Source organism: Streptomyces sp. NPDC014006 (assembly GCF_043088925.1).
Taxonomy (GTDB): domain Bacteria; phylum Actinomycetota; class Actinomycetes; order Streptomycetales; family Streptomycetaceae; genus Streptomyces.
Window position 1 is genome coordinate 154706 of sequence record NZ_JBICAJ010000014.1, and the last position, 12133, is coordinate 166838.

Sequence of the window (12133 nt, forward strand, 5' to 3'; positions counted from 1 at the left end):
AGCACGGCAGGTGGGGAGCAGCACGGGTGAAGAGGCACAACAAGCGGGGCAGGCTCTGCGGAGCGGTGGCGAGTGTGGTCGTGGCGGCCCTGGCTGCGGGCGGCTGCGATGCCGGTGGTGGCACCAGAGCCGCCTCGCCTCCCGCACCGGCGCAGCCCACTGCCACAGGCGGTACGACCGCCGCCGCGCGTGCCGCCGAGGCCACGCTCTGGCGCAAGTGGGGTCTGACGCCGTTGCCCTCGGCCCCGCAGCCTCCTGCCGACAAGCCCGTGAAGCTCTCCGCCTCCGCTCCGGTTCCGGTCCTCACGCACATACCGACGTCACAGAAGGTCGTCTTCATCACGATCGATGACGGGCAGGAGAAGGATCCCAGGTTCGTCGAGATGATGCGGGACCTGAGAGTCCCGTTCACGATGTTCCTGACGAACGACGCCGTCAGGTCCGACTACGGGTACTTCAAGCAACTGCAGGCGCTGGGCAACCACGTCCAGAACCACACCCTGCACCACCCGCAGATGAACACGCTTCCGCCGACCCGCCAGAAAGAAGAGGTGTGCGGCAACCAGGAGATCCTCACCCGGGAGTACGGCACCGCCCCGCTGCTCTTCCGGCCTCCCTATGGCGCGTACAACGCCGACACCAAGAGGGCAGTGGCCGAGTGCGGGCCCAGGGCGATCGTCTGGTGGCGTGAGTCCATGCAGATACACAACATGGCGTACCAGGACCCGGACAAGAAGCTGCATCCCGGGGACATCATCCTGGCCCACTTCCGCGGTCCCTCGGAGCTCAAGGGCACCACGATGACCCGGATGTTCGCCGACCTGCTCAAGCACATCCACGAGCAGGGCTTCACCGTGGCTCGTCTGGAGGACTACATCCAGCCCCCGACGGGACAGTGACCGGCCGACGACGGGACAGTGACCGGCCGACAGGGCTGACGGGCCGCCGTCGGCCGGCATACGCTCTTCGGCCTTCAGTTCTTCGCCGGGACCAGCGGGCCGAACGACGCCGCTGCGATGCGCTGGATCAGAGCCATCTCCGTGCCGTTGAGGTTCGTCGGATCGACCGAGTAGACGATCTTGCGGGAGAGGTCCTTGGTGGCGAAGACGCCGCTGGTCCATCCTGGGCGGGAGCCCGTCTTGCCCCAGACCACCACGCCGTTGGCCGCCGTCACCCGCATCAGGCCCATGGTCATGCAGGCCCGGCCGGCGTCGGCCTGTGTGCGGCACTGGCTGCTGTGACTGCTGGGGACGTCGGGGACCTCGAAGAGCCTGGCCTGCTGCGCCTTCGGGAGCAGACGGCCGCTGAACAGGGCGGTGACGAAGCGGTCGAGGTCGGCGGGTGTGGAGATCATGCCGCCCTCGGCCCACGGCCAGGGGCTCTGTTCGGTGACGTCCACCCGATGTGTGGCGCCGTCCTGGGACTGGACCGTCAGATAGCCGTGGGAGTGCGGGCCGGGCAGGCGCGGGTCGTCGGCGTCGGGGACGTAGGTGCCGCGCAGACCGAGCGGGCGAGTGATCCGGGTCAGTACCTCGTCGGCGAAGGTGCGGCCGGTGACCCTCTCGATCAGCAAGCCGGCGACGAAGTAGTTCATGCCGTTGTACTGCTGGGCCGTGCCCGGCGCGAACTGCATCGGCTGACCGGCCAACGTGTCGATCACCCGTCGCGGGGTGAAGCTCTTCAGACGATGGGCGGCGAACCACTCGGGGCTGCCGTCACCGAACTCCGGATTCGATCCGCCGCGCGGCAGGCCGCTGGTGTGATTGAGCAGCCGGCCCACGGCGACGGGCGGCAGGCCGGAGGGCAGGACACCCGGCAGGTACTGCTGGACGGGCCGGTCCAGATCGATCCGGTGCTCGGCGGCGAGCTGGAGCACGATCGTGGCGGTGAACACCTTGGAGATGCTGCCGATGCGGATGAACGCGTTGGGCGGTACGCCGTCACCGGTCTCCAGGTCGCCGACACCTGAAGTGCCCGACCAGTGGCCCGCTCTGCCGGTGATCCGCAGCAGCGCGCCGGTGACGTCCTCGTCGGGCAGCCCGGCGACAGCAGCCCGCAGCACGGCCGGATCCAGACGCGGCAGCGGCGCGGTCGCGGCGGCCGGCGCCGACGTCACCGCCGGCCGCGATACGGCTAGTGCGGGCGCGGCCATCCCGCCGGCCAGCGTCATGGTCAGGGTGCCGCAGACAGCCAGGGTGATCCAACGGGTGCGACGGGCGGAACGGTTCACGTCGGTGCCTCCGGGCGTGTGGTGGTCGGGCGAGTGATCATCGGCCCGGCCATGAGTCTCCGCCGCGCCGCTGCTCCGGCTCATCGGGGAACGGCCCTGATCGAACCCCGATCGGACCCTGAGAGCCGGCGTCGAAACGTCAGGGAAGCGAGCGTTCTACGAGCAGCTCGTCCATCGCTGGTTCCCCCGGTCCGCCCGCCCCTTGCGCCCCGAGCCGGTCGGACGTGTGCTGCTGCAGGCGATGAGGCCGGCCGGGATGCCCCGACGTCGTACGCGTCGCCCGAGCCCCGACTATTTGAACATGTTCAAATGTGCCTCTACGATCGTGGCCTCGCCGTCGCACGGAGGAGGGGGCATGCACCGCGAGGAGGGATCGGCCACGAGAGGGCCGCGGCATCTGCTCGGGCAACTGTTCCGATTCGGGGTGATCCAGGCCCGGGCCTGCGCCTTCGCTGTGGCTCTGCTGGCCGGGATCGGAGCATCCCGGCTGCTGCCACCGCTCCCCGTGGCCCGCTACGACCTGGTCCTGGCCTACGGCGTGCTGCTCACCCTAGTCGCCCGCCGGGTGGGCTGGGAGACCCGGAGGGACACCGCCGTGATCGTCGTGTGCCACGGGGTAGGGCTCCTGTTCGAACTGGTGAAGGTGCGCCTGGGCTCGTGGACTTACCCGGAAGACGCCCTCAGCAAGATCGCCGGAGTTCCGCTGTACGGAGGGTTCATGTACGCGGCGGTGGCCAGTTACGTGTGCCGGGCGCGACACCTGATGCGGCTGCACTACACCCGCTACCGCGCCGCGGCCACGACCGCGGTGGCCGCGGCCGTCTACCTCAACTTCTTCACCCACCACTGGCTGCCCGACCTGCGTTGGCCGCTCGCGGCGGCGATGGCCGCCGCGACCGCCGGGACCTGGGTCGGATTCAGCGTCGGCGGGCACCGCTACCGGATGCCGTTGGCCGTGTCCTTCGTCCTGATCGGCTTCTTCCTGTGGGTCGCCGAGAACGCGGCCACCTACGCGGGTGCCTGGAGCTACCCGCAGCAGCTCAGCGGCTGGCAGCCCGTGCCGTTGGCGAAGTTCGGCGCCTGGTCCCTGCTGATCAGCGTGACGTTCGTCCTGGTCGAGCACCTCGCGGCGGCCCGCCCGGAGCCGGTGTCCGATGCGCGCAAGACCGGCTGACCGGCCGCCGCTTCCTGCGCCGCTGCGTCGAACAAGGGGGATCGGGAGTCGCGCTCGTCGAGGACGACATCCGGGCGGAGCAGGGTGGGGGAGCGGTAGAGGAACGCCTGCCCGCCCCGGTTGCCCTGTTACCGAATGCGGACAGACCGGAGTGAACGATGCCCGCGCGGGCGTCATCTCATGGGGTGCAGCCAAACAGCGGAGGCGGCCGGTCGCTCTGCGGGAGCAGGGCAGGTGCCGCGTTCCGGCAATCGTGGGGGGCTTTCATGATGACCACGCACCGTGCCCGCCGTACCGTCCGTTCGGCGGCCCTGGCCACCGTCACCGCCGCGCTCGCAGTGGGCCTGACCGCCTGCGGAGGCGCCGACGACGGTTCGAAGGCGGCGGGCGGCGGCCACACCGCCGGCACCGCGCCGAGCCGGTCCGCGTCCGATGGCAACGGCATGGGCAGCGCGGAACAGACCGGCAGCGGCGGGAAGGCCAAGGAGGGGACGCGCTCGCCGACCGCCTCGGGCAGGACGAAGGAGGCCGCGAGCGAGGGCGCAACGGCTGACGCCAGGCAGTGCCGCGGAGACGAGATGCTGGTCACCGCGGTGCACCGCTTCGCCGGTCAGCAGGGCGACCACCTGCTGGTCACTGCATCGAACGAGGGGTCCAAGCCGTGCTGGGTCACCTCGTACCCGGCCGTGAAGCTCGGAGGCGACGTCGACCGCGCCGCACTGCCTCACTCGAAGAAGGACATCCCGGGCGGCGACAAGCACATCGTTCTCCGGCCCGGAGGCAAGGTATACAGCGCGGTGAACCTCTTCGACTACGGCTCGAAGAACCACACGGCGCAGTCGTTCGCCATCGCGCTGCGGGGCGCGGACGGTCACATCGACCCGCTCTACTCCGTCGACACCACGGGCGACAAGCCGCAGTTCAGCTGGAACGAGGCCGACGTTTTGAACTGGAACACGAGAAAGCCGTACGACTTCTGACGACGTCAGAGCGCGACGCCTACAACAGGCCCCCCAAGGACACGATCATGGAGTTCGACCCGGCCGCGACCGGATCGAAGCTGACGCCGGTCCACCAGTGGGACATGACGTCGCAGTTCCCCCAGCTCGACGCCGGCAGCAAGGACGACGGCAACCTGGGCTTCGAGGGCGTCGGCTACGTGCCCGGCAGCCTGCTGACCGCGAACGGCTGGGGCGACCCGCTCACCGGGGCCGCCTACAACCCGGCGAACTACCCGCTGCACGGGCCGGGCCTCGACCTGCGACGACACCTGGGGCGAGACGCACACCTTCATGAAGGTCGACACCGCCGGCACGATCGTGCCGGACGTGACCTATACCCACCCGGCCGCCATGCCGATCGACAACCTGGAGGGCTTCGCGAGGCGAGCCCACGTCGGCCTGTGTCAAGGGGCTGCGCGAAGCGGTCGGGAGCGATGACGGCATCTACGGCCTCGGCTCCGGAAGCTCCTCCTGCGGACACACCCTCTACAGCAACTCTTTCCCCCGCTGGTCCCGCTGGTCCCGCTGGTCCCGCTGGTCCCGCTCGTCCCGCTGATCGCAGGTGACGGCTCACGCACGGGTCCGCCTCCGAGCGAGGTGGGGCCAGGGCTCGACAGAGCTCCCCGGCCCGTAGGCAAGGACGAAGCTCCCGGCAGACGGTGGCATGACGCCCACCGACTGCCGGGGGCTTCGTCGTACTCGTCCAGTGGCGTCCCATCGCGAAAACCCCTTGCTCAATGGTCAAGAATCGTTGACCATTGCTGGCATGCCTCCCGATGAGCTTCCCGAGACGTTTCACGTCACGACGGACGAACAGCTGCGCGCCGTCTCCAATCTCACGCGCCACCGGATCATGGCCGTGCTCCGCTTCGAGCCCGCGACGATCACGCAGATCGCCGAGCGGGTGGGCCTTGCCAAGGGGAGCTCCAGCTATCACGTACGGCTGCTGGAGCGGGCCGGTCTGGTGAAGGTGGTGCGGACACGGAAGGTGCGGGGCGTCACCGAGCGGTACTACGCGATGGCCGCACGGTCGATCGTGCTGCCGGATCCGGGGGAGGGAGGGCCGGACATGCTGATGCGCCACGCCGTGGCGGACCTGGAGGCGTCGCCGGTGGACGGTGAGCGCCACGTACAAATGGCCCATCTCAGGCTCACCGAGGAGCAGTTCACGCAGCTGGGGGCGCGGCTCGAGGCGCTGGCGGACGAGTACCGGGAACTGTCCGATCCGTCGCTGCCGGACGCGTCGCTCGTCTTCGCACTCTTCCGCCCGGCACCGCGCGAGCAGGCCGGGAAGGACGCCAAATGACCTCGGGCAGACGTACGTTGCCGACCGGGTTCGGACGGCTGTGGACGGCGCAGACGGTGTCCTCACTCGGTGACGGGGTGTCGCATGCCGCGCTGCCGCTGCTCGCGCTGATGTTGACGCGGCAGCCGATGGCGCTGGCCGTCGTCACGGCCGCCGGGACGCTGCCGTGGCTGCTCTTCGGAGTGCTCGGCGGTGCCCTGGTGGACCGCTGGGACCGCCGGCGCACGATGTGGGTCACGGACGCGGCGCGTGCGGTGCTGCTCGCGATACCGGCAGCAGCGGCCGCGCTCGACGTGTTGAGCATTCCGCTGCTTGCGGCCGTCGCTTTCCTTCTCGGCCTCGGCGGACTCTTCTTCGACACGGCCGCCACGGCCTATCTGCCGGATCTGCTTGGTCGCGACCCCGCACTCCTGGAGCGAGCCAACTCCCGTTTGCGGGGCGCCCAGACCACCATGTCCGGCTTCGCGGGGCCTCCTGCGGGCAGTGCGCTGCTCGCGCTCGGACGGGCGGTTCCGCTGCTCGCCGACGCGGTGTCGTTCATGCTCTCCGCTCTGCTCGTGCGTTCGCTGCCCGTCATGCCGCGGCCCGCGGTGGAGGTCCGTGAGTCGCTGCTTCGGCAGGCGCGGGCCGGGGTCTGGTACGTCGTCCGGGACCGGGTGCTGCTCGGCCTCGCGCTCCGCCCGGCGGTCGGGAACATCGCCTTCCTGGCTGTGGAGACCGTCCTGGCCCTCTTCGCGCACGACCGTCTCGGCATCGACACCTACGGCTTCGGCCTGCTCCTCACGGCGGAGGCCACCGGCGGTCTGCTCGGGGCAGGCATCGCCTCCCGCCTTGGCCGACGACTCGGCACCGGCACCGCACTGACCTGCACAGCCGCAGTCGAAGGGCTTGCCGTCCTGGGCCTTGCCGCTGCCCCGAACCCGTACGTGGCCGGGCTGGCGCTCGCCGTCTGCGGAGCCGGCATGGGCGCCACGATGGTGCTCGGGCCCTCCCTGAGGCAGGCGATCGTCCCGGCCCACCTCATGGGCCGGGTCGCCTCCACCTCCCGCATGCTGGCCATGTGCGCCGCCCCCGTCGGGGCCTTCCTCGGCGGCTGGCTGGCCACCACCTACGACATCCGCACCCCGCTCTACGCCGCTGCCGTCCTCCTCCTGGCGATGACGGCCGTCACGGCATCCATGACCAGCAACCGCCGGGTCGAAGCGGCGTTGCGTGCCGCCGTCCCGGCCGCCGGTCCCGATCGCCCGGCATCCGAGGACCCCGCCCAGGAGAGTGCACCCGGCTTGGTGTGACGCCTGCTGCGGCGGCGTCACGACAAGTCGGGCGCCAGGCCCTCATGGTGCAACGAGTGGCCAGGCCGCTCGGCTGTGTGGGCCGTCGATCCTCGTCGTCGCCGGCGTCCGAGTCCCGGAAGGGGCGCGGCTCCCGTGATGACAGAGCCGCGATATCAACCTGAACCCGACCGCCCTGTGGCCCGGTGGTTGGTTCAGTGCCGGGCGTAATCAACGCGAAGTGTCCCTGCTTGAGGCCAAGTTGCCCATTCATGACGATCGGGTGGGCCGTAGACGCTTGCCCAAGCGCGCAGCGTTCTCACATTGCCTCCCTGCGCCACGGTGGAGCCGTACCCGCGGTGCGTACGGCCTTCGGTGCCGTCGGGCGCCGGCCGGTGCCCCTTCGTGCGGTCACCGGGGATTCGGCGGCTGTGATGCGGTCTGGGGCCGCCGGCGTCTTCGCGGTGTAGCGACGTGCCAGGGGAGTGTTGCGGCCAGGGGGCGCCGCGGGTGGGAAGCCCGTACCGGAAGCCCCGCTCAAACGCGAGGGCATTCGCTCCGCGAAGTCCGCGACCTCAGCTTCGCTGAGGTAGGAGCGAGGCGGCGACGGGCCCTCGGATCGGGCGACTGTGGCGTCTGCCGCTTGCCGACCGGGTGCTCATGGCGGCTGTCTAATACCGGAAGAACCTCACCATGTGGCAGCTCGCGCCACGGTTCGGGGTCTCGCCGGCCACGGTGTGGCGGGTCATCCAGCGGCTGCGGCCGCTCCTTGCGCTCGGGCCGGTCTCTCGCCCCGCGGTTCTCGGCGAACGTGCAGGTCATCCTCGAGCCGACACACTTCTGGTGGTGGCCGCAGCCCGTCCGGCTCCGTGCAACAAGTCGCCCCTTGTCTGGCGCAACTCCGGCCCACCGGAGCAGTGCCAGGATGTCACGGTGCTTGGCGACGGCGCCTACATCAACACCAGCCTGGTCGTCCCGCACCGCAGACCCGGCCGGCCCTTGCCGGCGGGCGAGGAAGCCGACAACGCGGAGCATCGCCGGGTCCGTGCGCGGGTCGAGCAGGCGATCGGCGGGCTGAGGCACTACAAGATCCTTCGTGGTTGCCGACAGCGCGGCGACGGCCTCCACCACGCCGTGCAAGCCGTCGCACACACGCACAGCCTCGCCCTGGCTACGTGATCAGAAGAGCCATAGTCGGACCCTGACCTGCAAAATCACTGCATTCTGCAACGCGCTTCAGGCACCACTCAGGCCGCAGAGAGCCCGCAATCGGCGGCCTGAGCATCGACGAAGGGGAGGAAGCGGCCCATCGAAGAACCTGTACGGAGGCTCCGAGGCGCCGCTCACCATGGTGCCCGCCCGCAGACCGGCAGCCGGAAGTCTCGGCTGCCGGTCTGCGAGGGGTTCGATCAGCTGGCGGTTGTATCAGCCCGACCACAGGACGCGGTACAGGTCGTGTCAGCGGTCGTGTGAGGGCTGGGTTGTCGGACGAAAGTGGTGGTCAGGCGGAACGCTGGATCGCCGAGGCCGGGCCCTGCATGGGGTCCACCACCGTGACGGCGATGCGGAACCGGGGGTCGAGCGCGGCCCAGATCTCCTCGAGGAGGTCTTCACCCGTCTTCGCCTCGATGGAGGTCTCGACGAACGGATCCGCGACGGCGACCTGCTCACCGTCGGAGAGATACGTCGTCAGCAGCACGGCCTCGCCCGGTTCCAGGGCCTGGACCGTCAGCGTCATCACGTTGGTCGTCAGGCGGCTGCCACGGCTCGGCCGGGCGGCACCGAACACCGCGGTGCGCCCCGCGTCACGGTGGAGCAGCGCCGTGATGCGGGAGGTGCGGATCGGCGGGTCCGGCTCGTACTCGAGGCCGCCGAGCGCCTCGGCCGGTGCCGTCCCCGCGGTCAGGCGCTGCGCCACCTGAGACACCTGCTCGCCGTTGCCCAGCACCAGCCAGTCCCCGGCCGTGGTCGCCGCGGCGTAGTGGCGCAGCGGGTCGTGCTCCGTCTCGGTCAGGGGGCCGACCAGGAGGTCGTCGCCGACCAGGCGCAGGGCACGGTCACGGGAGGCCGGGCTGCGCCCCGTGAGGAAGTAGCCGCCCAGGACGGCACCGGAGTACGTGCGTGCGCACAGCACTCCGCGGCCGGGATACGGGTTGGTGGACAGTACGTCGTGAAGGTTGGGCATCCGGTTGTACTTTCTGATCAGTCTGAGATCCGGTGGGATCTCAGTTCGTCCAAGGTGAGCAGGGAGTGCAGCGGCATGCCCAGTGCGGCCAGCCGCGCGGCTGCTTGCCCCAGCCGGTCCACGACGACCCAGGCGCCCACTACGTGCTGTCCCAGTTCGCGCAGCCGGAGGACGGAACGCTCGAGGCTGGCTCCCGTCCCGGCCACGTCGTCGACCAGGGCGAAGCCGCTGCCGCGTGGCGAAGGCGTGTTCAGTACTCCTGGCACACCGTACTGCTTGGGTTCCCGCCGCAGGAGACGGACCTGGAGCAACCTGTCCCTGGAGAGGGCCGCTTGGCTCGCCGCGATGATCCCGGCAGTCTTGGGCGGTTTGGCCCTGGTGGCGATTTTTGACCTCATGCCGTCGGCCTGGGCGGGCATCTTGCCCGAAGTGGGATTCCGTAGCGGCTGGTGGATGGCTCTTGCGCGGACGTGCATCAGCCCGGCGACGCTGTGGGGTCCGATCGTGCTGGCGCTGGCCTGGGCCTACCTCCGGCGCCGTCGGCCTGCCTGATGGGTTCGTCGGTCCAGATCCGACCGAGGCGGGCGTCAGTCGGATGAGATGATCTTGCTGTGGCTGGTGTGGTGATCACGGCGTCGGAGCCCTCCTGACAGCCCCCGCTCACCGGGCTCAGCCCCCGGGACTTTCGCAAGCGGATGGCGGGCCTGAGCCAGGAGGGTGGCGATGAACTTCGCCGGGGCGGACCTTGGAGTCCGCCCCTGGAGGACCGGTTCCAGCTGGTTGCTGCATACGGCCAACCTGACATTGCGCCAGATCGCGCCGCTGTTCGGTGTGTCCAAGTCGGCGGCCGACCGCATCATCGACCACGTCGGCCCCCTGCTGGCGCTCAAGCCCCGGCGGCGGTTCAGCAAGGACGCCGTGCTGATCGTCGACGGCACATTCGTGCCTTCCCCGCGACCGCGCCATCGCCGAAGAGTCCGTGGACGCCATGGGGTTCCCCAACTGTGTGCTGAGCCTTGAGCTTTACCCAGAGGAGCGTCGGTGAGGCATTCAACAGAAATGGACTCCGCCCGCCGGGGGTTGTGGTGGCCAGGTTCTCGTGGAGCGAGGTGAAGCCGACACCGCGGCGAGAGCCCATGGAGGAGAAGTCGATCGGATGCGACACGGTGGGCCTGAGCACCACAGGCTTCCGCGTCGGGGCGGCGTATCTGATCCGATACGACGCAGTGGGCTGCGGGCGTGCCCCTGCCGGGCCGGCGGTGATGCCTTCTAGGCGGATCGGTTAGTTCACCTCCGGCTGCGGCCGCATCGCGCCGCCTTCAGCGCTGCACGGCCATGCGGTGCCCGAGCCCATTCCTATCACTGCCACCGCGACCACGGCGCGACCCCGGGCGACCGCCCGCCTCGACGAGGACGACGACACAGAGCAAGGAAGCAACCGTGCGTCAGGCGGAGTCGGGCGACAATGCGGCGAGAACGGCCGCGAGGCTATGCGGGTCGCGACGGGCGATGTTGTGGCCGACGGGGATCTCGTGAACCCGCCAGCTCGAGTCGTTGCGCAGCCGTTCGGTCAGGGCCACGAACGGGCTACCCGGCCACGCACCGCCACTGATGAACGTCCGGCCGAGCAGGTCGCTGGGGGTGCCTTCAAGCTTGATCGACTGGACGAAGCTTGCCAGTGGGTGCGGTCGCGCACGAGGGTCGAGTCCTTCGGGGACAGCGACCCATCGACCGTCGGCGCGAGCGCCGGCTATGAACAGGTCCCGGAACGTGTCGCTGGTCAAAGACCAACACGAATCCCCGTCGTCCGGGACGTAGGCGTCGATGAAGACGAGCTGATCGAGGCGGTTGCCGAGCCGATCCGCGACACCAGCGATCACCATCCCGCCGTAGCTGTGCCCGCACAGCGCGACGGGGGTTCCGTCGTCACGGTCAATGATCTCGGCCACCTGGTCAATGTGGGTGTCGAGGTTCGGCGGACGGTCCACATCGACTGGGCCGTCCGACTCCAGCCCCGACAGGGTCACTGCCTCGACGTGGTGACCGCGTCGGTTGAGCTCAGCGGCTACCGAGTCGAACACCCACCCACCTTGCCAGCCACCCGGCACCATCACGAACTTCACCGCGTCATCGTAGGCCAAGCGCAACCGAACGAGTACAGCTGGTGGTCGCACACTCGGCAACGATCGGGCTGCGGCGGCGATTCCGGCCAGTGGACAAGGACCCCTACTGGGCGGCTTCCCCGAGTTCGCACTCTGTGACGCAGGCAAGGCGATCGTGACCGGCACCGTCCTCATGCATGGGCTCCACGCTGTGCCCCACCACCCCGACTTCGCCAAGGGAGGGGGTCATCCGTGCCCGAGAGCCTTGCCTAAATCGCCAACGCCTGGGCCGGCAACCGCCTCAGCGCCGACGACCTCTACATCACCCGTGCCCGCGGCCGAGCGTATAGCCGACCATGAGCCTGTCGAGGTCGGCGCCGCCCTCAACGGCCGGGAAGCGTCCGCCCTCGTCGACCTCGCACTGACCTGCTGCGTCGGCCGCCTGGGCCGAACCGACGACTGGCCGTCCATCGTGGAATCCGGCGGAAGCGAAGGCTGGGCCCACGACCCGGCAGACAGGACAGCGCCGAAGTACTGATCCTCGACCCACGGCCGGACGACCCGCCAGCCTTCTTCAGGTATGCCGACGGTGGGCCACAACTGCACTTCAACCCCGGCGTCGGCCAATACCTTAGCGGCGTCGAACCCGACCTACTGCTCCCCGCCCTGGAGGTCGCAGTCGCCATCGCCGCGGAAGCTTCAACGGCTGGCTCGGCAACGACGACGAACTGGGGACACAGAGCCGAGTCCAGCTCAGTGCGCCCGCTCGGCGCCTCAGACGTTGAAGGTCCCGGGAAACGCGCCGTGGCTCGCACCGGGTGCGGTGAGGGCCAGCCAGCCGTGGCCGCGCACCACGGTGTCCGG

11 protein-coding genes and 2 pseudogenes are annotated in these 12133 nt (G+C 69.6%); 9 read left to right on the forward strand and 4 right to left on the reverse strand.

Features of this window, described 5'->3' with window-relative positions; genetic code table 11:
- The first annotated feature begins 26 nt into the window (after positions 1-26).
- The gene (locus ACF1GV_RS36095; protein WP_391689731.1) at positions 27-899 is read left to right on the forward strand and encodes a polysaccharide deacetylase family protein; all 873 of its coding nucleotides are present in this window, start codon (positions 27-29) and stop codon (positions 897-899) included.
- A 74-nt stretch (positions 900-973) separates the two neighbouring features.
- Here ACF1GV_RS36095 and ACF1GV_RS36100 read toward each other — a convergent pair whose 3' ends face one another.
- Complete coding sequence (locus ACF1GV_RS36100) at positions 974-2230, reverse strand: serine hydrolase domain-containing protein (RefSeq protein ID WP_391689734.1); 1257 nt, start codon at positions 2228-2230, stop codon at positions 974-976.
- Between the two features lie 355 nt (positions 2231-2585).
- Here ACF1GV_RS36100 and ACF1GV_RS36105 point away from each other — a divergent pair, with 355 nt between their 5' ends.
- From ACF1GV_RS36105 to ACF1GV_RS36130, 6 genes and pseudogenes are all read left to right on the forward strand, one after another.
- Positions 2586-3404: a DUF817 domain-containing protein gene (locus ACF1GV_RS36105; RefSeq protein ID WP_391689737.1), complete on the forward strand. Its 819-nt coding sequence runs from the start codon at positions 2586-2588 to the stop codon at positions 3402-3404.
- A gap of 266 nt (positions 3405-3670) precedes the next feature.
- Complete coding sequence (locus ACF1GV_RS36110; RefSeq protein ID WP_391689740.1) at positions 3671-4384, forward strand: DUF4232 domain-containing protein; 714 nt, start codon at positions 3671-3673, stop codon at positions 4382-4384.
- A 312-nt stretch (positions 4385-4696) separates the two neighbouring features.
- Positions 4697-4843: a hypothetical protein gene (locus ACF1GV_RS36115; RefSeq protein ID WP_391689743.1), complete on the forward strand. Its 147-nt coding sequence runs from the start codon at positions 4697-4699 to the stop codon at positions 4841-4843.
- A gap of 328 nt (positions 4844-5171) precedes the next feature.
- On the forward strand, positions 5172-5711 hold the full coding sequence (locus ACF1GV_RS36120) for an ArsR/SmtB family transcription factor (protein ID WP_391689746.1): 540 nt from the start codon (positions 5172-5174) through the stop codon (positions 5709-5711).
- A complete protein-coding gene (locus ACF1GV_RS36125) occupies positions 5708-7003 on the forward strand; it encodes an MFS transporter (protein WP_391689749.1) in 1296 nt (431 codons plus the stop codon). The genes ACF1GV_RS36120 and ACF1GV_RS36125 overlap by 4 nt, the downstream gene beginning before the upstream one ends.
- A 572-nt stretch (positions 7004-7575) precedes the next feature.
- Positions 7576-8161: pseudogene (locus tag ACF1GV_RS36130) on the forward strand (transposase family protein); the annotation flags it as partial.
- A 322-nt stretch (positions 8162-8483) separates the two neighbouring features.
- Here ACF1GV_RS36130 and ACF1GV_RS36135 read toward each other — a convergent pair.
- Positions 8484-9167, reverse strand: a complete 684-nt coding sequence (locus tag ACF1GV_RS36135) for an IMP cyclohydrolase (protein ID WP_391689752.1) — start codon at positions 9165-9167, stop codon at positions 8484-8486.
- Between the two features lie 17 nt (positions 9168-9184).
- Entirely contained in the window at positions 9185-9433 is a 249-nt protein-coding gene (locus ACF1GV_RS36140; RefSeq protein ID WP_391689756.1) for a phosphoribosyltransferase family protein, read from the reverse strand.
- 345 nt (positions 9434-9778) lie between these two features.
- On the opposite strand from ACF1GV_RS36140, the pseudogene ACF1GV_RS36145 reads away from it, so the two are divergent.
- Positions 9779-10146: pseudogene (locus tag ACF1GV_RS36145) on the forward strand (transposase family protein); the annotation flags it as partial.
- Between the two features lie 466 nt (positions 10147-10612).
- Here ACF1GV_RS36145 and ACF1GV_RS36150 read toward each other — a convergent pair.
- Positions 10613-11290: an alpha/beta fold hydrolase gene (locus ACF1GV_RS36150; RefSeq protein ID WP_391689758.1), complete on the reverse strand. Its 678-nt coding sequence runs from the start codon at positions 11288-11290 to the stop codon at positions 10613-10615.
- Between the two features lie 307 nt (positions 11291-11597).
- On the opposite strand from ACF1GV_RS36150, the gene ACF1GV_RS36155 reads away from it, so the two are divergent.
- Entirely contained in the window at positions 11598-11807 is a 210-nt protein-coding gene (locus ACF1GV_RS36155) for a hypothetical protein (protein ID WP_391689761.1), read from the forward strand.
- The last annotated feature ends 326 nt before the right edge of the window (positions 11808-12133 follow it).